This is a genomic window from Arthrobacter sp. UYEF20 (assembly GCF_040546335.1).
Taxonomy (GTDB): Bacteria; Actinomycetota; Actinomycetes; order Actinomycetales; family Micrococcaceae; genus Arthrobacter.
Map to the genome: position 1 here is coordinate 46,487 of NZ_JBEPNP010000013.1, position 18,821 is coordinate 65,307.

Genomic DNA, 18,821 nt, shown 5'->3' on the forward strand with positions numbered 1-18,821 from the left:
TCGCGCGAAGCCGGGGGCTTCCGGGCGGCTAGTTACCGGCTGCGGATTCTCCGGCCGACGCAGGCTGCCGGGATGCCAGCCGGCTGAGCATGCCGGTGAAGTCGCGCTGCCCCGCCCCGAGCGGGGCAAAGAATCTGCGGTCCGTTTCCTCGACGGCCGCAACGGCGGCGTTGGCGAGCCCGGCTCCGCTCTTGGTCACCATCAGCGCCCTCGCGCGCGCATCGGTGGGGTGGGGACGGCGGCTGATGAGGCCTTTGGCTGCCAGGGCCCGGAGAACCTGGGACGTCATCATGGGATCGGTGCCGGCATGGTCCGCGACGGCGCGCTGGGTGACCGGCTGGTCGGTTTGGAGCCAGGTCAGCGAAGCGAGCAGCACGAATTGCACGTGCGTGAGGCCGAATGGCTGGAGCGCCGCCCGTTGCGCGGACTGCCAGGAGTTCGTCACGCGCCACAGCATCAGGCCGGGGCTGTCGTCGGCGTCGGAGTATTCGCTGCGCAGCTGCGCCTTCATGCGCCCGGCATTCCGTACCTCGTGCTCGTCACGCATCGCGGCACATCGCGGACCGGATGATCGCGGCATCGGCTGGCGTCAGTTCGACGAGTCCACGGCGGAGCTGGTAGCCCCAGTTTGGTGTGCTTGTCAGCTGCAACCGGGTTTTGAGGGCCTCGAGGGGCACCGGCTGGCTCGCTTCATAGCGGACCCTGCGCCGGAAAGGGGTGAAGGAGCCCTCGTCGGCCTGCCAGATCTCGTTATCGGGAATCGTTCCGACGGCGGTGAACTGCCGCAACGGAGCGGTATCCCCCAGCCGGCGGCTCGGTGAGTAGTCGATCAGGGTGTCGCCTTCCTGCATGCGCGCCAGGCCGGAACGCTTCCCGTGGCCGAGTTGAGCAATGCCCAGCTCGACGGCCCGCTGGACATGTTCCGCGGAGACTACGCCTAGCCAGGATGTCACGCTGCACGCTCGGCGAGCCCCACGAGGCGGTCCAGATCGGCCTGGGCTGAGTCCCGGAAGCCCGCCCCGAGGGTCTTCGCCCAGATGAACGCCAAGGGGCCCGAAACGGTCACGAGGACATCGAGTACCGTGCCGTTGCTGCGCGCCTCGGCGGTGTGCCGGAACACCAGTTGGGCGCCGGGTAGCAGTGTGGTGTCGGTGTATTCCTCGCCTGGTCTGCAGACGCTGATGACGAATCTGGTCCTCGGTCCCCCTTTTGGCTTCATGGTTCCCCGGGTGCCCGTCCGCACGGGTCCGTCGAGCTTCACCCATTCGGTATCGGGAGACCACGACGCCCACGTCGCATGGTCCGTCCAGAGCGCGAAGTAGGAATCCGGGCTTGCGGTGGAGACGGCGTGGCCTCGTCCGAGTTCGATCATAAAAATAGTATGCGCGCTTACTATCAGGCTGACAAGGGCTCCGCAATCTTCTTTGCGGCGTCAGATTCCTGGCCGCCGCTAGTTGATCCCGGAGACGGCGGAACAAGATCACGGACGGCATCTCGGGATCCGTTTGAAACCCTGTTGTACCTGTAGACCGCCTGCGCTCAGCCAGCTAGGTTCGGAGTATGCGGACGCCGATGCTGACGGTTCTGGGACTACTGGCCTCCACCCTGACGGCTGGCTGCAGCCTCTTGCCCGGCGCAGCCACGGACACATGCGTCGATTGGATTCGCTTCGAGTCGCCGCAGCAGCAGTTCGAGGACGCGGCCCTGGTGGTCATCGGGAAACCCATCCGCACGGACGGGGAAACCAAAATCTACGGCTACCGGGCACGGATCCATCTGGTGGAAGTAGAGGTTGTTCTCAAAGGCGAGCCCACGGCGGGACCACTGCGCATCGCCTCAACACCCGTCACCTGCGGCCAGACCTATCCGGACGGCGATCCGCTTGACGGGAATCAACGGATGCTGATCCATGCCCGCAATCAGGACGGTGAATGGTTCACGCAGACCCCTGCCCAAGGTGCTGTGCCGTTCGAAAGCGGCACACCGCTTCCCTTCAGGACAGGCTGAGCCCTTCAGGGGCCGGTGCCCTTCGGGACAAGCTGGGCAGACTTGCGTCATTCCAGCCGGAAGTAGCGGTTTCGACGTGGCACCTGGCGTGGATCCACGTGCGGAGGCGGGACGAACCAGGGAATGCCACTTCGCATCTGGATGGTCCACTGTTCCTTGTGAATCAGGTGGTGATGATGTGAACACAGGAGGGCACCATTTCCCGTACCCGTGCTCCCGCCCCGGGACCAGTAGCTGATGTGGTGGGCCTCGCACCACGACGCCGGAATGGTGCATTGCGGAAAGGCGCATCCCCGGTCCCGCGCGGCCAAGGCTTTCCGGACATGGGGCGGGAAAACGCGTGAGGCGCGGCCGATGTCCAGGATCCGGCCTTCTCCGCCGAGCAGGACCGGGATGACGTCTGCATCGCAGGCGATCCTGCGCACGGTCGAGGCAGTGACCGGGCCAGTAAACATCAGCGTTCCGGCGTTCGAAAGCGCTCCTGCGGTCGAAAGCATCCCTGTGGTCGAGCCGGGAATACCGTAGGGCGGGACTGCGCCCTCGAGCCGTCCCAGAAGATCCCGGTAGTCGATGGTGACCATGACCTGCGGACGGAGCCCTCCCGCCGAGGGCAGCCCCCCGCTGGCCAGCGCGGCCTTGCAGGCACCCACGAGACCGTCCAAGAGTCGCTGCGGCCTGGAACGTTGATCCAGGTGTTCCGCACCGTCTTCCTCCGGCGCATCGGCATCCGCACCGGCGGGGCAAGCAGGGTGAGCTGAGGAAGCGGCGGCGTCGACATTCTCAGCAGCTGTGGTGACGTTGCCGATGCGTGGGTTCGTGGCGACGTTCATGACGGTGAGCAGGTGCTCGAACTGGTCTGTCGTGGCAAAGATTTCCAGACGGTGCAGCCCCCGGCTGGTCCGCCGGATGAACGCGCCCTGACGCTGGCGCAGTTCCTCTTCGCTGGGTTCGTCGCCGTCCTGGTCCAAGGCGTCCATCCAGCCTTTGGCGATCCGGGTCAGGAAATCGTGGTCGCTCTCCATAGCTGTCACGGTCAGGGCGTGTTCCATCCGGGCGGCAGTCTCTGGCGGGGCGGCATACCGGACACGGTCCAGCGCAAGCGCAATGATGGTCGCGGCGCGTGAAGCGATACTTCCTGAGGCCACCGCCGCAGCAAGCTCTTCCTGCGCCGGAGGAAGGGGCTTTCCCGCGATCCCGGTACGCGGCAGAAGGGTCTTGGCCAGAGCAAGCCGGCGTCGGGCTTCCGAGGCGCTGATCCGTAGCCGCGCCCGCAAGAACGCGGTTGTATCCCGGTACCCGTCGTCCACGGATTCCGGCGCAGCCGCCTTCGCCAACGCGGCGACTGTCCCTTGCGGAACGTCCTGGGGGGCGCCCGCCTCGGCGGTCCCCGCAGTATTCCAGCCGGTCAACCAGCCGGCAGGGGCTCCGGTACTCGAGCCGCTCCCTGCTGCTGCGGCTGCAGATGCCGTTAGCGCGTCGTGGCGGGTGCGGTCGACTGCGGCGGCGGCAACGATCTGCAAGTACTCTGCCATGCGGGAGAGCTCCTCGACACGGCCGGCGAAGTCCGAAGCGCCACTCACGCCAAAGAGCGCCGCATCTGCCGCCGCCGTCGTGGTTGCATCTCGCAGCAGCGCAAGCGCCCCCGTGAGGGAACAATCCGTGGCGTCCGAGCCGCAGGCAGCGGCAGCCGGCTGGGGGAAGCCCGTGGGAATCGCGGACCCGGGCCGGGCGGCCTGCTCCGAGATGAATTCTCCAATGGCTTCCATAGCTAAACACTACAAAAGGCGTACGACAATTTAGCGCCCCAGCCACCGCCTGTGGAACCGCCACCGAAATCCGGCCACCGGACATGGCCCACGACGCCCGGCACTGACCAGACCGTGGCAAGCTGTAGGGATGGATAGCACCTTCGTCCCGCAGCCCGGGGAACCGTTCGCAGGGCCACTGTCCGGCGAACCCCGCCGGCCGCTCGGTCCCCGCGATCCGGGCGACGCATGGGTCGACGGCGGCCGCGGCAGGTTCTGGGGGCGCTTCGGCTCGGCCGGGCTCCTTGTTCACGACGCCGCCAAGGGAGTCCTGCTCCAGCACCGCGCCCTGTGGAGCGACCAGGGCGGAACCTGGGGACTCCCCGGCGGCGCCCTGCATGAGGGGGAAGAAGCCATTCAGGGGGCGTTGCGAGAGGCCCAGGAAGAAGCCGCCGTCCCGCCCGGCCACGTCCGGGTCCTCTTCACCTCGGTATTCGACGTCGGGTACTGGAGCTACACCACCGTCGCGGTGCAGGTTATTGAACTGTTCGAGCCAGCCATCAGCGACCCCGAAAGTCTGGAGCTCCAGTGGGTCCCGGTAGACCAGGTCCGCGACAAGGAACTGCACCCGGGTTTTGCCGCGTCCTGGCCGGCACTGCGCCGCCGGCTACTCGGCATGGAGACCGGCATGGAAACCGGAATTGAGACCGAGTCGGCTACAGGCACCGAAGCGCACTGACAATTCACCGGCGGCGGAACCGAGCGGCCCAGACCCAAGCGGCCCAGACCCAGCGGTAACCCCGGCTTAGCAACTAAAGCAACTGAAACGCGTCAGGCCTGCTTCGGGGCCGGACGACGGCGGTACAGCCAGATAAGGCCCAGGACGGGCAGCACCAGCGGAATGAAGGCGTAGCCGCGGCCGAACAGGGACCAGACGGTCTCGTGCGGGAAGTTCACGGAGTCGAACACGCTGAGCGCCCCGACCACCAGCACTCCGATCAGCTCCACCAGCACAGCCGAGACGGACACCTTGAACCAGGTGCGGCCGGCCTTCGCGAGGGATACCGTAGCCACGACGTAGACGACGGCGGCGAAGGCAGACAACAGGTAGGCCAGCGGCGCCTCGGAGAACTTCGTGAGGATCTGGTAGCCGGCCCGGGCAGTCGCCGAAAGGGCAAACACCGCGTAAACGGCGATCAACAGCCGGCCGGGACCGGTATTCCGGGTGTCCAACGCCGGCGTCGCGGATTCTGTCGCAGTGGTGTGCGCCCCGGTGTCCTTGTTCGAAGGTTTTGCCGTCACGTTTCTTGCCTCTTCCAAGTCAGTACCAGATCTGGTTCATCCGTGCCGCCATCACGAGTGCGGTGACGCCGACGGCGGCCAGGACAAAGTTGCTCCAGCGCGTGCGCTCCAGGATGGACCAGTACACCGCGCCGACGGGCAGCATCAGGGCGGTCAGCAAGTAGCCCCAAAACTCCCACGTCTCCCCCGCGATGTGCTCCCCGGCCGCGACCCTGACGATTGAACCGACCAGGTACACCAGCAGGGACAGTTCGACGGCGGCGACGGACAGGATCGTCGTGTCGTTCGGGGCCTTCTTGAGGATGCCGGCGGTGAGGCAGATGACGCTGGAGATCAGCCCGACCGCCAGGATAATGTAGAAATACGCGTCCACTACTGCCCGGCCTGCCGGGATGGGGCCTGCTGGGATGGGGCCTGCTGCCCCGGGCCCCGCTGTTCCGGAGCCGCTTGCGTGGCGGCGCGCTTCTCGTTGTCCGGGGCGAAGACGAGCACGGGTTTGGCGTAGCTTCCCGCGTCGGCCAGCAGTGCCACGAGGGTGCCGTCCGGGGCGAACCCCGCCGCCGGCTTGTCCGCCGTCGCGGCTTCGGGGGTACCGGCCGACGCTCCCGCTGGGATCCTGCGGCCAAAGGAAATCTCGGTGGTTTCCTCGTCGCTGAGTTCACGGTTCGGCATCAGTGCCCGCGCGGCCCGGGACATTTCCAGCACGTCCAGTTCTTCAGCCAGCTGCTCCAGTGTGTGCGCCTGGTCAAGCGTGTACGGACCCACCTGGGTCCTGCGCAGCGCCGTGAGGTGGCCGCCGACGCCGAGCGCGTTGCCCAGGTCGCGGGCGAGGGCCCGGATGTAGGTGCCGGAGGAACACTCAACCGTGACGTCCACGTCCAGCGCCTCGCCGTCGCGCGCGGGGCGGACCTCGTGGACCTCGAAGCGGTGGATGGTGACCGGACGGGCGGCCAGTTTGACCTCCTCGCCGGAACGGACCCGGGCGTAGGCGCGTTCGCCGTTGACCTTGATGGCGCTGACGCTGCTGGGAACCTGCTCGATCTCGCCGGTCAAGGCGGCGACGCCGGCCAGGACGGCCTCTTCGGTGACCGAGGCGGCACTGTGCGTGGCAGTGACCTCGCCCTCGGCGTCGTCCGTCACGGTTGATTCACCCAGCCGGATGGTCGCCGTATAGGTCTTGGAGGTGCCCACGATGTAGGTCAGCAGCCGCGTGGCCTTGTTGATGCCGATCACCAGGACGCCGGTGGCCATCGGATCCAGGGTGCCGGCGTGGCCCACCTTTCGGGTACCGGCGAGCCGCCGCATCCGTCCAACCACATCGTGGCTGGTCCAGCCTTGCGGCTTGTCCACTATCACCAGTCCAGAAAGCACGCTTCCCAGTATATCTGCGCGGGGCCCGCCCCAGACGACCAGCCCCGGCCGGGCCTCCCGCCCACAGCCGCTCCGGGAACCCGCGGGCGGTTAGGCGCAGGCGGTTAGGATGGCAGACATGCCCGAGCTTGCCGCCCACATCCGCGACGTCCCCGCCAACCAGATCCGCGAGATCACCGAAGCTGCCTGGGGTACCCCCGGCGCCATCGTCCTGAGCATCGGCGAGCCGGGCTTCGCCCTCCCCCGCCACATCCTCGAGGCCGGCATGGCCTGCCTGGACCGTGACGAAACCAACTACACGCCCAACGCCGGCATCCCGGCGCTGCGCGAGGCCTTTGCGGCCAGGTTCCGGGAACACAACGCGACGCCGGTCGGTGCGGACCGGGTCTACGTCGTCGACGGCGCCCAGCAGGGCCTGCACTTCGCCATGAGCCTGCTGCTTTCACCCGGCGACGAAATCCTGATTCCCAACCCGGGCTACCCCACCTTCGCGATGACCAGCAGCCTGCTGCATGCAGTCCCCGTGCGCTACCCGCTGTATCCGGAGCACGACTTCCAGCCACGGATCGAGGACATCGAGGAGCTCATCACGCCGCGGACGAGGGTCCTGATCCTGAATTCGCCGTCCAACCCGTTGGGGGCTGTCCTGGGCGAGGAGCTCACGCGCAGCCTGGTAGAACTGGCCCGGCGCCACGATCTGTGGATCATCTCCGACGAATGCTACGAGGCGTTCACCTACGACGTCCCGCACGTGAGCGCTGCCCGCTTCGACAGCGACGTCCCGGGCGAAGCCCGCGTGTTCACCTCGCTGACACTGTCCAAGACCTACGGTCTGACAGGGCTGCGGATCGGGGCGCTGATCTGCCCGCCCGGCCTGGAGCAGAAGATGAACAACGTGATGGAGTCGATTGTCTCCTGTGTCGCCTCGCCATCGCAGTACGCGGCGCTCGCCGCGCTCACGGGCCCGCAGGACTACGTCAGCCATGCCCACGCCCACTACCGGGCCAACCGGGACGCCGCCTCGGCCGTCTTGGAGTCCAAGGGGATCCCGTTCCTCAAGGCTCAGGGGGCCTTCTACCTTTGGGGGGACGTGTCGCACGTCAGCGGCGGCGACGTCCGGTCCTGGGTCCGGTGTTTCCTGGCCGGCTCCGGGGTGGCCTTCGCCCCCGGCACTGCCTTCGGCCCGATCGGCGAGGGCTGGATCCGGATTGCGCTCTGCAGCAGCCAGGACGAACTCGTGGAAGGCCTCAGCCGGCTCCCGGCCCGGCAGGGCTGAATGGCGGCCCGGCCGAAGGGCCCATAGTCCCTAGTGCCCCGGCGCCGTTGCCCTTAGCCTGAACCCAGGACGCATGGCAGCCGGGTTACATGGTTCCGTCGGGAGGTAAGGCATGTGGTGGCAGGACTTGCTTTGGGGCATCTGGAACGGGATTACGGCGTGGATTGTGTTGATCGTCCATGTTTTTGGGCAGTGGGGCGAGTTCCCCTTCTACAACACCGCCCGCGCCGGAAACTGGTACGACCTCGGGTTCCTGCTGGGTATGGGTTCGCCCCTGCTGGGCGGCCTGGGTGCCCGCGGGGCTCGGGGCAGGCGCCGCTGAGGAATCGCCGCTAAAGGAATCGCCGTCACGTTTCGGGAGGCGTGTTTTCGGGAGGCGTGAAGAGCGGACGCGCAGGTGGGTTTCCAGGACTGCGCCCCGTCAAAGTGCCCCGTCAAGCCAGCTGCGGAGGGCAGCCGCCGTCGGAGCCCCCGTCTGCCGGGCCACGACTTTTCCGTCCCGGATCACGAGCATGGTGGGAATGGCCTGGACATCGAAGCGGCGCGATAGCAGGGGCGACTTGTCGACGTCGACCTTGACGAGCTTGACCCGCCCGGCCCGTTCACAGGCCAGTTTGTCCAGGACGGGGCTGACCATCCTGCACGGCCCGCACCACGCAGCCCAGAAGTCGATCAGGGCCGGCGTCGAGGACTGTTCGGCAATCACTCCGAAGTCCGGGTCGCTGGCCTCTACGATCCACGGAAGGTCCGTTCGGCAGTGGCCGCAACGCGGGTGTCCGGACGCCGCAGTCGGAATCCGGTTGGTTTTCCCGCAACGGGGACACTGGATCAGGCCCGAGACCACGGCTCGCCGCTGTTTTCCCGTGTACTCGCCGTCATGGTTCCATGGGACGCCACTGTTCAGCGCCCTCCTAGAGTCAAAAGTCCCTCCGCCGGCCCCTTCCCAGGACACGCGCTCAGTATTCGGTGCGGTCCGGGTTGTCGCGCCAGGCCTGGAACGGCAGGTCCGACGCCGGAACGGCAGCTTCGCGCACCGGCATCAGTTCCGGGCGTGCCCCCTCGAAGTACTCGTAGAAGAGGGCGTCGTCGAAGCCGGCGGCGGCGGCAGCATTCCGGTCGGCCGCGAAATACACCTGACCCACCCGGGCCCACAAGGCCGCAGCGAGGCAGAGCGGGCACGGCTCGCAACTGGCGTACAGTACGGCGCCGCTGAGGTCGAAGCTGGCAGCCGCGGAGGCCGCATTGCGGATGGCCACGACTTCGGCGTGGGCCGTCGGGTCGTTGTCCCGGGTCACGCGGTTGACGCCGTCGTAGGCCCGGCCGTCCGCGGTGACCACGACTGCTCCGAAGGGTCCGCCGCCGTCGGCCACGTTGCGGACAGCGAGGCGGATTGCCTGGTTCAGGTACTCGGCGGCCTCTGCTGCTGTGTGGGGCGTATCCATGGTCCGATCATAGCCAGTGGCCTGCCTTCGGCCGCGGAGGAAGACATTCGACGTCGACTTTGCCGGCGCTGCGGAATAAAATCCGCCCATAGGGCAGCTGCGTTTTTCCGGCCGCCTGCCCGGCCTCAATCGGAGGTCGAATAGGTGGTCGAAATGGTCTCAAAGCTGTGGATTGTTCATCAACCGCCTTGGAGCACACCATGAGAAAACAATTGGCTTTGCTGGCTGCGGCCGCCACGGCGGCCCTCTTCATCGCTGCAGGTCCTGCGGCTGCTGAAGCGCCGGAAGGGACCACCGCAGACGGCCCCGCAGGGAGTGCACCGGTCCGGCTGACTGATGGCCTCGTGGGACCGCTTCATGTCAGCGCCGGCCGCAACGGCTCGGTGACGGTCAGCGAGGAGTTCGCCAGCAGGCTGACCCGGATCGCCGCTGACGGCACCAAAAAGGTACTCTACGAAAACACCGAGTGGGAGGTCGCCGGGAACACCCACCATGGTTCCGCCACCTACGTCCTGGAGAGCCAGGGAGCCGGACCCGAGGACCATCGGGATCTCGCCTCCCATGTGCGGATCATTGCGGACGACGGCGGCCAGCGGACCATCGGCGACTTCGCGGCACTGGAAAAGAAGGACAATGCCGACGGCGGTGCCCACTACGGCTTCCGCGATCTTCCCGCGGACTGTGCTTCGCAGCTCCCGCCGGAGCTTCCTGCCTCCTATACCGGCGAGGTGGACTCCCATCCCTATGGGATCGCAGTCTCCGATGGCACCGTGTACGCCGCCGATGCCGGGGCGAACACCGTGGTGTCGGTGGATCTTCGGTCCGGCAAGACGGAAACCGTCGCGGTACTGCCGCCACGTCCGTCCCGGATCTCGGCCGCTGTTGCGGCAGAGCTGCACCTGCCGCCCTGCGTGGTGGGCCGGTCCTACGCCTTCGAGCCGGTGCCGACGGACGTCGCGGTGGGCCCGGACGGCCGGCTCTACGTGTCAACCCTGCCGGGCGGTCCGGAGAGCCCTGCCGCCGGTGCCCGCGGGGCTGTCTTCACGGTCGATCCGGAGCACGGGCACGTGAAGTTGCTGGCTGAAGGGATCATGTCCCCTACCGGGATAGCCGTGGACCAGAACGGCGATGTGTACCTTGCGTCCTTGTTCGGCGACGGCGTCCTCAAGCTGGACGGACACACCGGCAAGACCAGCGTGGTGCTGGCCGCGGGCTCGACGGCCGACGTCGATCTCCGTGGGTCAACGCTGTGCGCCACCGTGAATGCGCTGCCGTCCGACCCCACGGCCCCGAACGGGCAGGTCATGATGTTGAAACTGGGCCGGGAGTCCCGTGACTCGGACGACTGATCCGGACGCAGCAATGGCCGGACCCTCGCCGGGTCCGGCCATTTCACTGCGCTGTTAGGACACTGCGCTGTTCGGGAAACTGCGGTGTTCGGGACTACTTGTTGCTGTCCTCGTCCAGATCGCTGTCTGGCGTGAGGTCGATGTCCTCTTCGTCGAAGTCGTCCTCGTCGAGCTCCACGTCCTCGGGCGTATCGCTCTTGTAGGGATCGGCGTCGCCGGCGTGGGTTGCGCTCGCGGCCAACGCGGCCACTTCGGCGTCGCGCTTCTTCGCGGCCCGGAGCAGTTCCTCCAGGTTGGAGGCGTTGACCGGAATCTGGTCAGCCACGAACTCCAGGGTGGGGGTCAACCGGACAGTGATGTTGCGTCCGACTTCCTGCCGGAGCACACCCTTGGCCTTCTCCAGCCCCTTGGCAGCCTCGGCCTGGACCAGCTCGTCACCAAACACCGTGTAGTAGATCGTGGCGTGCTGCAGATCGTTGGTCACACGCGCGTCCGTGACAGTAATACCCTCAAGCCGCGGATCCTTGACCCTGCGGCCCAGGGCCTCGGCAACAACAACCTTAATCCGCTGCGCCAATTTGGCAGCCCGTGCGGGATCAGCCATTTCCACTCCTAAAAATTTGGATGTACGACGGCGCGTTAACAGCTGGCGTACACACGTTGGGTTAATTGCCACGCGCCTAAGGCGAGTCTACGACGGACTCCCGTTGGATTTTTTCCGGCGGCCAGGGAGTGGCATCGGGCCTGTCGGAGCCGGGCGGGTTCGATCGAAGATCGAAACCGTCCGGCGAAGGGGCGGGGCCGCCGGAAAAATCCAACGGCCCCGCACCTGTAACGCTAAACCAACCTAGACGCGCGGCTTTTCGCGCATCTCGAAGGTCTCGATGATGTCACCCTCGTTGATGTCGTTGAACGAGCCAAGGCCGATACCACACTCGAAGTCCGTGCGGACCTCGGTGGCGTCGTCCTTGAAGCGCTTGAGCGTCTCAACGGCGAGGTTGTCACCGATGACCTTGCCGTCGCGGCTGATGCGGGCCTTGGCGTTGCGTCGGATGACACCCGAGCGAACGATCGAGCCTGCAATGTTGCCGAACTTGGAGGAACGGAACACTTCGCGGACCTCGGCGGTGCCAAGCTGGATCTCTTCGTACTCCGGCTTGAGCATGCCCTTGAGGGCCATCTCAATGTCATCGATTGCTGCGTAGATGACGGAGTAGAAGCGCATGTCCACGCCTTCGCGGTCTGCCAGTTCGGCAACACGCTCGGCGGGCTTGACGTTGAAGCCGATGATGACGGCGCTGTCGACCGTTGCCAGGTTGACGTCGTTCTGCGTGATCGCACCCACACCGCGGTGGATGATGCGCAGCTGGACGCCCTCGCCGACGTCGATCTTGAGCAGCGCGTCTTCGAGGGCTTCCACGGCACCGGACACGTCACCCTTGAGGATGAGGTTGAGGGTGTCGATCTTGCCTTCGGCGACGGCCTGGTCGAAGTCTTCCAGGCTGATGCGCTTGCGGCGCTTGGCCAGGGCGGCGTTGCGGTCGGCGGTTTCACGCTTCTCGGCGATCTGACGGGCGGTGCGCTCGTCAGCGGTCACGAAGAAGGTGTCACCGGCGCGCGGGACGTTGGACAGACCCAGGACCTGCACGGGGCGGGACGGGCCGGCCTCGGTCAGGACGCTGCCGTCGTCGTCGAACATCGCACGGACACGGCCGTGGGCCGTGCCTGCCACGATGGTGTCGCCGACGTGCAGGGTGCCGGACTGAACCAGGACCGTGGCCACGGAACCGCGGCCCTTGTCCAGGTTGGCTTCAATCGCGATACCGCGGGCATCCTTGTTCGGGTTGGCGCGCATGTCGAGGGCAGCGTCTGCGGTGAGCAGGACAGCCTCGAGCAGCTCGTCGATGTTGAGGTTCTGGCGGGCAGAGACCTCCACGAACATGGTGTCGCCACCGTACTCTTCCGGAACCAGTCCGTACTCGGTCAGCTGGCCGCGGACCTTCTCCGGGTTGGCGCCTTCCTTGTCGATCTTGTTCACAGCCACGACGATCGGCACGTTGGCCGCCTGTGCGTGGTTGAGGGCCTCAACGGTCTGCGGCATCACGCCGTCGTCCGCTGCGACCACCAGGATGGCGATGTCGGTGACCTTCGCACCACGGGCACGCATGGCGGTGAACGCCTCGTGGCCCGGAGTGTCGATGAAGGTGATCTTGCGATCGATGCCTTCGTGCTCGTGGCTGACCTGGTAGGCACCGATGTGCTGCGTGATGCCGCCGTGCTCGCCGGCCATGACGTCGGACTTGCGGATGGCATCCAGCAGTCGGGTCTTACCGTGGTCAACGTGACCCATGACGGTGACAACCGGAGGACGTGCCTCGAGGTCTTCATCGCCTTCGGCTTCCAGCTCGGCTTCGAAGTCAATGTCGAAGCCGGAGAGCAGCTCGCGCTCCTCATCCTCCGGGGACACGACCTGGAGCTTGTAGCCAAGCTCCTCGCCGAGCAGTGCGAAGGTCTCTTCATCCAGCGACTGCGTGGCCGTGGCCATTTCGCCGAGGTGGAAGAGCACGGTCACCAGTGCTGCGGGGTTCGCCTCGATCTTGTCGGCAAAGTCCGTGATGGACGAGCCACGGCGAAGCCGGACTACGGTGTTGCCGTCGCCGCGGGGTACGCTCACGCCGCCCAGCGACGGAGCACTCATCTGCTCGAGTTCCTGGCGCTTGGCACGCTTCGACTTGCGCTGCTTGCCACGGCCTGCGCCGCCCTTACCGAATGCACCCTGGGTGCCACCGCGACCGCGGCCACCCTTGCCGAAGCCACCGCCGGCCGGAGCGCCGCCACCGGCACCGGGAGCACCGGTACCTGGAGCGCCACCCGGACGGCCCGGACCGCGTGCGCCGCCGCCGGGACGGCCTGCACCGGCCGGTGCGGGACGTTCGGTGCGGTTGGGCATCATGCCGGGAGTGGGACGGTTTCCGCCGGCGCCTGCCGGACGGCCAGCGCCGGGAGCGCCGGCCGGACGCGGAGCACCCGGGCGTGCACCCGGAGCGCCACCGGTGCGGGGGGCACCCGGACGGGGACCGCCGGCGCCTGCTGCGGGACGCGGGCCGCCGGGGCGTTCGCCCTCGGTGCGGCTTCCGCCCGGACGCGGCATGCCCTGCGAAGGAGCGAACGGGTTGTTGCCCGGACGCGAGGGACGATCGTTGTCGCCGCCGCGGCCCCGGGGCATGCCCTGGGACGTGGCGAAGGGGTTGTTGCCGGGACGGGGGCCGCCCGGACGGGGTGCCGAGCCCTGGCGTGCCGGAGCAGCCGGAGCCTCAGCCTTCGGGGCAGGCCGCGCGCCGGGCTTGATGCCCGTCGACGGAGCGGCCGGGGCGGCCGGAGCCTGGGCAGCGGGTGCCGCCGGTGCGGCGGGCGCTGCCGGTGCAGCGCTGGCCGCAGCCGGTGCGGGGGCAGCCGGTGCGGCGGCGGGTGCCGGGGCAGCTGCTGCCGGAGCCGGGGCTTCGGACGTGGTTGCTGCTGCCTGCGCCGGGGCACCGGGCGCAGCCGGCGCAGGCGCCGGACGGGTTGCCGAGGGACTGGCGGGTGCCTTGGGGGCGGACGCGGGCGCTTCGGACTTCGAAGCTGCCGCGGCGGGGAAGGCGTTGCGCAGTTTCCGCACAACGGGGGCCTCAATGGTGGAAGAGGCAGAGCGAACGAATTCGCCCAGTTCCTGCAGTTTGGTTACTGCATCTTTGGAAGTAATACCGAGCTCTTTAGCAAGCTCATGTACGCGGACCTTGGCCACATTTCTCCTGTCTCGGTCCGCACCGAGCCAGGCACGAACCGTCTACTTCTTAATGCGGGCCTCCGCCGCGGGTGCAGCTGAAAGGCCCATTGCAAAGCGCAACAAAGTTGTCATCGTTGCGCACTCATCGCTGGGAACTCATCGGGTTTCCATCAGTTTTCTGACCCGCTTTCAGGTTGGACGGTTGTTGCTGCGGCCACCGGGGTGTCCACGGCTTTCGTGTCTGCCATGATCCGGCGCTCGACGTCGGCTGTACCGGTTACGCCGGTGAGGGCGCGTCCGAACGCTCGACGTTTGACCGCCAGTGCCAGGCACTTTTCGCTGGGGTGCAGCCATGCACCCCGGCCAGCCATCCGGCGTCGTTCATCCACTACGACGGCGGATGAACCGCTGCCGCCGGAGACGAGCCGGAGTAACTCAGACCGCGAGCCTTTTTGTCGGCATCCGATGCAGGTGCGCTGCGGCTGATTCCCGAGGTGTTGCACTTGTGCCACGTCCGAGTATCTTCCTGCCAGTACCTGTCTGCCTGCCGTGGAATCCGGAGCCCGCCCGGCGAAGTGTCTGGAAACTACCACTTTGCCAAGCGAAAACCCGGATGCGCTGAGGGCACGCGGACACCGGCCCTTAGGCGCGGTCATGTCTATTCTAGCCCCTCCGGCGCCCGGGCCCCGAACCTGAGGGACGCCGGCGCTGCCGGGCGGGCCGGTTGTGCGGCCTATTTGTCGCGGTTGACGACGGCGTCGGAGACGATGTCGATCCGCCAGCCGGTGAGCTTGGCGGCGAGCCGCGCGTTCTGGCCTTCCTTGCCGATGGCGAGGGAGAGCTGGTAGTCAGGGACGACGACGCGGGCGGAGCGGGTCGCCTCGTCCATGATCGTGACGGAATTCACCCGTGACGGCGACAGCGCGCTGGCGATGAAGCTGGCCGGGTCATCGCTGTAGTCGACGATATCGATCTTCTCGTCGTTCAGCTCGGTCATGACAGCCCGGACGCGGGAACCCATTTCACCGATGCAGGCGCCCTTGGCATTGATGCCCGGGGTGTGCGCCTTGACGGCAATCTTGGTGCGGTGACCGGCTTCGCGGGCCAGGGCGACGATCTCGACGGAACGGTCCGCGATCTCCGGAACTTCCAGTTCGAAGAGCTTCCGGACGAGCCCGGGGTGCGAGCGGGACAGCGTGATGGAGGGGCCCTTGGTGCCGCGGTGGACGTCGATCACGAAGGCGCGGAGCCGGTTGCCGTGGATGTACTTCTCCCCCGGAACCTGCTCGGGCGGCGGGAGCAGCGCCTCCACTGTGCCGAGGTTGACCTGGATCATGTGGGGGTTGTTGCCCTGCTGGATGGTTCCGGCCACGAGTTCGCCTTCACGGCCCTTGAACTGGCCGAGGACGTTGTCATCCTCAGCATCGCGCAGACGCTGCAGGATGATCTGCCGTGCGGTGCTTGCGGCAATGCGGCCAAAGCCCGCGGGGGTGTCCTCGAACTCGCCGATCGGGGCGCCGTCGTCGTCGATCTCGGTGGCCCAGATGGTCACGTGGCCGCTCTTGCGGTCCAGCTCGGCGCGTGCCTTCTCGAAGGCCCCCGGGGTCTTGTGATAGGCCACCAGCAGGGCCTGCTCGATGGTCGGGATCAGGAGGTCCAGCGGGATTTCACGCTCACGCTCCAGGAGTCTTAGTGCGCTCATGTCAATATCCATCAGGCCTCCTCAGAAGGTCCATTGTTTGCGTCTTCCAGCCCGCCCTCTTCGAGGTGGCTGAACTCTATCTCGACTTTTCCGCTGCGGATCCTGTCGAAAGGAATTTTGACCGGCTCGCCCTGCTTGGGCTTCATGCCCTTCTTGACGGCGATTTCCGGGACCAGGGTGACGCCGCCGTCGTCGACGGACTGGATCCTGCCGGTGACGTTTTCGCCCTGCAGGACTTTGACCGTGACCATCCGCCCGCGGGCGCGGTGCCAGTGCCGCTCCTCGGCGAGGGCACGCCCGACGCCGGGCGATGAGACCTCGAGCTCGTACGGGCGGGCATCCGTGCTGGGATCGTTGTCCAGGACGTCCGAGAGGGTCCTGGAAATCTCGGCGATGACGTCGAGGGTGACGCCGCCGGTCTCTGCCTGGGGCAGGTCCACCACTACGTGGACCACCCGGTTGGCGCCGGCGACGTGGATGGAAACGTCTTCAAGGTACAGGCGGTTTGCCAGGACTGCGGGTTCGAGGAGGGCGCGAAGACGCTCGGCCTCCAAATTCTGAGCGGGTGCGGCTTCAGCCTTCCCCGTCCCGGTCCGGTCTGTTGAAGTCGTGGCTTCTGCGTTGGTCATGATGCCGGCCGCCTCCCGCTAGATGATGTTGTGTGTACTAGCCTAGCGATTTTCCGGGCACCTTGGTGCACGGAGTTCCCGGCCGGCATGACAACATGGTCTGTTGTGAAAGACGACACCAGGGAAAAGCGTTGGCGCGGGCTCACTCCGCGGTTCCTGCCCCGGTCTCTTCCCCGCTGGGCCCTCTTGGCGTGCATCGCCGTGGTGGTGGTCAGCCTCGGCGTGGCTTTGATTCCCCGGAGCCCCAAAGCGCCCGGGGAACCGCCGTTTTCCGTGCGGGCGCGGGCTGCGGCACTGTCCGAAACCCTGCGCCTCCGGGCAGCCGGCGAGCAGCTCGGCAACTCCGCATCGGGCGCCGGCCAGTCCTCCCTTTCGCGGACTGTGACGTTGCTGACAAGCCAGGCCCGGGCGCTGCTGGCCCCCGGCCAGTCTGCGCTGATTACCCCGTCCGTGCAGTCAACCCGGTCCTCGCAGTCAACCCCTTCCCCAACCGGAGACCCGTCGTCCGCGGCGGCTCCCCTGCCGGACACAGCCGCCGGGCTGGCCGCCGCCCTCGCCGGCAGCGGCTCCGAACGGATCGCTGACGCTGCCGTGGCCGACGGCGGCATGGCCCGGCTACTGGCCGCCGTCGGGACCGCGCAGCTTCTTCAGGCGTCCTCGCTCGCGGCGGCCTCCGGCGCCCCGGCACCCCCGCAGGCGGACCCGGCGCCACCACAATTGACCGGAGCCTGCCCCAGCCCATCGGCACCGGCATCGGCCTCGCCGGCCCGCACGAGCGCTGCGGACGGCGGCCCGGTGATCGAGGCGACGATTCAGGCGGCGCTTGAAGCGGCAGTGCGGACAGAACTCCAAAGCATCTACGGCTATCAGCTTGCCCTGACCAGGCTGGGCGGCGACGCGGCGAAATCGGCGGCTGAACAGCTGGCCCGCCACGAAGCGCTTGTCAGCGGCGCGGAATCCCTGAGCCGCAGCCACTGTGTTTCCCCTCCGCCGAGGGAGGCCGGCTATGCCTTGGCGCCGTCCTTCCTGGCCTCGCCCGCCGCCGGACTCGCCGGACTTGAAACCGCCGCACTGCCCGTCTACGCCGATCTGGTGGCCCTGAGCGAGGGAGAAACCAGGCAATGGGCCCTCTCCGCTTTCGTGGGCGCCGCCCGCCGGGCCGTGCTGTGGGGCGCTGAGCCCGGGCCCGTGCCCGGCCTGGCGGCAGACCCGGACGCCTTCCCGACCCTCCCGGAACTTCCTCCGTCGTCCAGCCCGGTTCGCTCGCAGGCAGGGTGACTGCACCGTCCGGGGCTACTTTGAGCCCCCAAAATGGCGATGACCGGTCAGAACGCGGCGAGTCCGTGTCAAAGTGCCCCCGCCCGGCCCCGCGGCGGGCGGCGCGTGGCAAGCGAAGCGGGCGTCGGACCCAGCCTGGGCTTAGTTTTCTTAGCCTCGCACTACTGGCCAGCTGACGGCGCCGGTGCTTTGCTGTAATCATGGACAGCCGCGCACCCACACTTCATGAGAACGAGCCGCACCACAACGACCTCGCCCACCGCCTCAATTGGCTTCGTGCCGGTGTGCTGGGCGCCAATGACGGAATCGTCTCGGTCGCCGCCATCGTAGTCGGCGTCGCCGGCGTCACCACGGACTCCGGACCCATCCTGGTCGCCGGCACCGCCGGCGTGGTGGGCGGTGCGATCTCCATGGCCCTGGGCGAATACGTCTCCGTCAGCAGCCAGAAGGACAGCCAGCGGGCCCTGATCGAAAAGGAACGCCGGGAGTTGCTGGAGGAGCCCGAGGAAGAGCTCGAGGAGCTCGCCGCGATCTACCAGGGCAAGGGCCTCAGCGCCGACACGGCACGCACTGTCGCCAGGGAACTCACCGCCCACGACGCCCTCGGCGCCCACCTCTCCGCTGAACTGAACATCGACGAGACAGACATCGTGAGCCCCTGGCATGCCGCGTTTGCGTCCGCCGTCGCGTTCCTGGCCGGCGCGATCCTGCCCATGCTGGCGATCCTGCTTCCCCCGGAAAATATCCGCGTGCCGCTGACCTTCGTGGCCGTCCTCGTGGCCCTGGCCGCGACGGGTGCCCTGGGCGCCTGGATTGGCGGCGGCTCGCAACTGAAGGCCGCCGGGCGCGTGGTGGCCGGCGGTGCCTTGGCGCTGGTCGCGACCTTCCTGATCGGCAACCTGCTCGGTGCAAGCGGTGTCGCTATCGGCTAAGGCCCTTCGGCGGCGGGCCCGC

The 18,821-nt window shown here is 67.3% G+C and carries 21 protein-coding genes; 7 read left to right on the plus strand and 14 right to left on the minus strand.

The window, feature by feature from the left end:
• Positions 1-28: 28 nt before the first annotated feature.
• The 3 genes from ABIB26_RS14965 to ABIB26_RS14975 are packed head-to-tail and all read right to left on the minus strand — an operon-like array spanning position 29 to position 1,372.
• A complete protein-coding gene (locus tag ABIB26_RS14965) occupies positions 29-511 on the minus strand; it encodes a MarR family winged helix-turn-helix transcriptional regulator (RefSeq protein WP_354244622.1) in 483 nt (160 codons plus the stop codon).
• Positions 512-539: 28 nt separating this feature from the next.
• Positions 540-953: an EVE domain-containing protein gene (locus ABIB26_RS14970; RefSeq protein ID WP_354244625.1), complete on the minus strand. Its 414-nt coding sequence runs from the start codon at positions 951-953 to the stop codon at positions 540-542.
• Positions 950-1,372 carry an SRPBCC family protein gene (locus ABIB26_RS14975; RefSeq protein ID WP_354244628.1) on the minus strand — a complete coding sequence of 141 codons (423 nt, stop codon included), beginning with the start codon at positions 1,370-1,372 and terminating at the stop codon, positions 950-952. Before ABIB26_RS14975 ends, ABIB26_RS14970 begins: the two co-directional genes overlap by 4 nt.
• 188 nt (positions 1,373-1,560) lie before the next feature.
• On the opposite strand from ABIB26_RS14975, the gene ABIB26_RS14980 reads away from it, so the two are divergent.
• On the plus strand, positions 1,561-2,007 hold the full coding sequence (locus ABIB26_RS14980; protein ID WP_354244631.1) for a hypothetical protein: 447 nt from the start codon (positions 1,561-1,563) through the stop codon (positions 2,005-2,007).
• Between the two features lie 47 nt (positions 2,008-2,054).
• Here ABIB26_RS14980 and ABIB26_RS14985 read toward each other — a convergent pair whose 3' ends face one another.
• The gene (locus ABIB26_RS14985) at positions 2,055-3,773 is read right to left on the minus strand and encodes an HNH endonuclease signature motif containing protein (protein WP_354244633.1); all 1,719 of its coding nucleotides are present in this window, start codon (positions 3,771-3,773) and stop codon (positions 2,055-2,057) included.
• A gap of 130 nt (positions 3,774-3,903) precedes the next feature.
• Here ABIB26_RS14985 and ABIB26_RS14990 point away from each other — a divergent pair, with 130 nt between their 5' ends.
• Entirely contained in the window at positions 3,904-4,491 is a 588-nt protein-coding gene (locus tag ABIB26_RS14990; protein ID WP_354244636.1) for an NUDIX domain-containing protein, read from the plus strand.
• Positions 4,492-4,583: 92 nt separating this feature from the next.
• Here the strand turns inward: ABIB26_RS14990 and ABIB26_RS14995 are convergent, their stop codons facing one another.
• Genes ABIB26_RS14995 through truB form a run of 3 tightly spaced genes read right to left on the minus strand, consistent with a single transcriptional unit; the run spans position 4,584 to position 6,425 of the window.
• Complete coding sequence (locus ABIB26_RS14995) at positions 4,584-5,072, minus strand: hypothetical protein (protein WP_502913682.1); 489 nt, start codon at positions 5,070-5,072, stop codon at positions 4,584-4,586.
• Position 5,073: 1 nt separating this feature from the next.
• The gene (locus ABIB26_RS15000) at positions 5,074-5,427 is read right to left on the minus strand and encodes a hypothetical protein (protein WP_354244639.1); all 354 of its coding nucleotides are present in this window, start codon (positions 5,425-5,427) and stop codon (positions 5,074-5,076) included.
• Positions 5,427-6,425, minus strand: coding sequence for a tRNA pseudouridine(55) synthase TruB (gene truB, locus ABIB26_RS15005; RefSeq protein ID WP_354244641.1), 999 nt, complete (start codon positions 6,423-6,425; stop codon positions 5,427-5,429). The genes ABIB26_RS15000 and truB overlap by 1 nt, the downstream gene beginning before the upstream one ends.
• Before the next feature lie 118 nt (positions 6,426-6,543).
• Between truB and ABIB26_RS15010 the strand changes: the two genes are divergently transcribed.
• Both ABIB26_RS15010 and ABIB26_RS15015 read left to right on the plus strand, forming a co-directional pair.
• Positions 6,544-7,701 (plus strand): pyridoxal phosphate-dependent aminotransferase, encoded by a 1,158-nt coding sequence (locus tag ABIB26_RS15010; protein ID WP_354244643.1) that lies wholly within the window; start codon positions 6,544-6,546, stop codon positions 7,699-7,701.
• 112 nt (positions 7,702-7,813) lie between these two features.
• Complete coding sequence (locus tag ABIB26_RS15015) at positions 7,814-8,023, plus strand: hypothetical protein (RefSeq protein WP_354244645.1); 210 nt, start codon at positions 7,814-7,816, stop codon at positions 8,021-8,023.
• A gap of 99 nt (positions 8,024-8,122) precedes the next feature.
• Here ABIB26_RS15015 and trxA read toward each other — a convergent pair whose 3' ends face one another.
• Both trxA and ABIB26_RS15025 read right to left on the minus strand, forming a co-directional pair.
• The gene (gene trxA / locus ABIB26_RS15020; protein ID WP_354244647.1) at positions 8,123-8,545 is read right to left on the minus strand and encodes a thioredoxin; all 423 of its coding nucleotides are present in this window, start codon (positions 8,543-8,545) and stop codon (positions 8,123-8,125) included.
• Between the two features lie 112 nt (positions 8,546-8,657).
• Positions 8,658-9,143, minus strand: coding sequence for a nucleoside deaminase (locus ABIB26_RS15025; protein WP_354244649.1), 486 nt, complete (start codon positions 9,141-9,143; stop codon positions 8,658-8,660).
• Between the two features lie 200 nt (positions 9,144-9,343).
• Between ABIB26_RS15025 and ABIB26_RS15030 the strand changes: the two genes are divergently transcribed.
• On the plus strand, positions 9,344-10,492 hold the full coding sequence (locus ABIB26_RS15030) for a ScyD/ScyE family protein (protein WP_354244650.1): 1,149 nt from the start codon (positions 9,344-9,346) through the stop codon (positions 10,490-10,492).
• Positions 10,493-10,586: 94 nt separating this feature from the next.
• On the opposite strand, the gene rbfA is transcribed toward ABIB26_RS15030, so the two are convergent.
• The 5 genes from rbfA to rimP all read right to left on the minus strand — a co-directional run bounded on the left by rbfA (position 10,587) and on the right by rimP (position 16,589).
• Entirely contained in the window at positions 10,587-11,096 is a 510-nt protein-coding gene (gene rbfA, locus ABIB26_RS15035; RefSeq protein WP_354244652.1) for a 30S ribosome-binding factor RbfA, read from the minus strand.
• Between the two features lie 243 nt (positions 11,097-11,339).
• Positions 11,340-14,276: a translation initiation factor IF-2 gene (gene infB, locus ABIB26_RS15040; protein ID WP_354244654.1), complete on the minus strand. Its 2,937-nt coding sequence runs from the start codon at positions 14,274-14,276 to the stop codon at positions 11,340-11,342.
• Between the two features lie 152 nt (positions 14,277-14,428).
• Positions 14,429-14,914, minus strand: a complete 486-nt coding sequence (locus tag ABIB26_RS15045; protein WP_354244656.1) for a YlxR family protein — start codon at positions 14,912-14,914, stop codon at positions 14,429-14,431.
• A 77-nt stretch (positions 14,915-14,991) separates the two neighbouring features.
• Positions 14,992-15,972: a transcription termination factor NusA gene (gene nusA, locus ABIB26_RS15050; RefSeq protein ID WP_354244658.1), complete on the minus strand. Its 981-nt coding sequence runs from the start codon at positions 15,970-15,972 to the stop codon at positions 14,992-14,994.
• A complete protein-coding gene (gene rimP / locus ABIB26_RS15055) occupies positions 15,972-16,589 on the minus strand; it encodes a ribosome maturation factor RimP (protein ID WP_354244661.1) in 618 nt (205 codons plus the stop codon). The genes nusA and rimP overlap by 1 nt, the downstream gene beginning before the upstream one ends.
• A 105-nt stretch (positions 16,590-16,694) precedes the next feature.
• On the opposite strand from rimP, the gene ABIB26_RS15060 reads away from it, so the two are divergent.
• Both ABIB26_RS15060 and ABIB26_RS15065 read left to right on the plus strand, forming a co-directional pair.
• Complete coding sequence (locus ABIB26_RS15060) at positions 16,695-17,867, plus strand: ferritin-like domain-containing protein (RefSeq protein ID WP_354244664.1); 1,173 nt, start codon at positions 16,695-16,697, stop codon at positions 17,865-17,867.
• Positions 17,868-18,067: 200 nt separating this feature from the next.
• The gene (locus ABIB26_RS15065; RefSeq protein WP_354244667.1) at positions 18,068-18,799 is read left to right on the plus strand and encodes a VIT1/CCC1 transporter family protein; all 732 of its coding nucleotides are present in this window, start codon (positions 18,068-18,070) and stop codon (positions 18,797-18,799) included.
• Positions 18,800-18,821: the final 22 nt, after the last annotated feature.

What these genes read in the sequence shown, in the direction of transcription:
- ABIB26_RS14965 (WP_354244622.1), bottom strand. Translation starts at nt 511, where the DNA reads ATGAAGGCGCAGCTGCGCAGCGAATACTCCGACGCCGACGACAGCCCC.
- ABIB26_RS14975 (WP_354244628.1), bottom strand. Translation starts at nt 1,372, where the DNA reads ATGATCGAACTCGGACGAGGCCACGCCGTCTCCACCGCAAGCCCGGAT.
- ABIB26_RS14980 (WP_354244631.1), top strand. Translation starts at nt 1,561, where the DNA reads ATGCGGACGCCGATGCTGACGGTTCTGGGACTACTGGCCTCCACCCTG.
- ABIB26_RS14985 (WP_354244633.1), bottom strand. Translation starts at nt 3,773, where the DNA reads ATGGAAGCCATTGGAGAATTCATCTCGGAGCAGGCCGCCCGGCCCGGG.
- ABIB26_RS14990 (WP_354244636.1), top strand. Translation starts at nt 3,904, where the DNA reads ATGGATAGCACCTTCGTCCCGCAGCCCGGGGAACCGTTCGCAGGGCCA.
- ABIB26_RS15010 (WP_354244643.1), top strand. Translation starts at nt 6,544, where the DNA reads ATGCCCGAGCTTGCCGCCCACATCCGCGACGTCCCCGCCAACCAGATC.
- ABIB26_RS15015 (WP_354244645.1), top strand. Translation starts at nt 7,814, where the DNA reads ATGTGGTGGCAGGACTTGCTTTGGGGCATCTGGAACGGGATTACGGCG.
- ABIB26_RS15025 (WP_354244649.1), bottom strand. Translation starts at nt 9,143, where the DNA reads ATGGATACGCCCCACACAGCAGCAGAGGCCGCCGAGTACCTGAACCAG.
- ABIB26_RS15030 (WP_354244650.1), top strand. Translation starts at nt 9,344, where the DNA reads ATGAGAAAACAATTGGCTTTGCTGGCTGCGGCCGCCACGGCGGCCCTC.
- rbfA (WP_354244652.1), bottom strand. Translation starts at nt 11,096, where the DNA reads ATGGCTGATCCCGCACGGGCTGCCAAATTGGCGCAGCGGATTAAGGTT.
- ABIB26_RS15045 (WP_354244656.1), bottom strand. Translation starts at nt 14,914, where the DNA reads ATGACCGCGCCTAAGGGCCGGTGTCCGCGTGCCCTCAGCGCATCCGGG.
- nusA (WP_354244658.1), bottom strand. Translation starts at nt 15,972, where the DNA reads ATGGATATTGACATGAGCGCACTAAGACTCCTGGAGCGTGAGCGTGAA.
- rimP (WP_354244661.1), bottom strand. Translation starts at nt 16,589, where the DNA reads ATGACCAACGCAGAAGCCACGACTTCAACAGACCGGACCGGGACGGGG.
- ABIB26_RS15065 (WP_354244667.1), top strand. Translation starts at nt 18,068, where the DNA reads ATGGACAGCCGCGCACCCACACTTCATGAGAACGAGCCGCACCACAAC.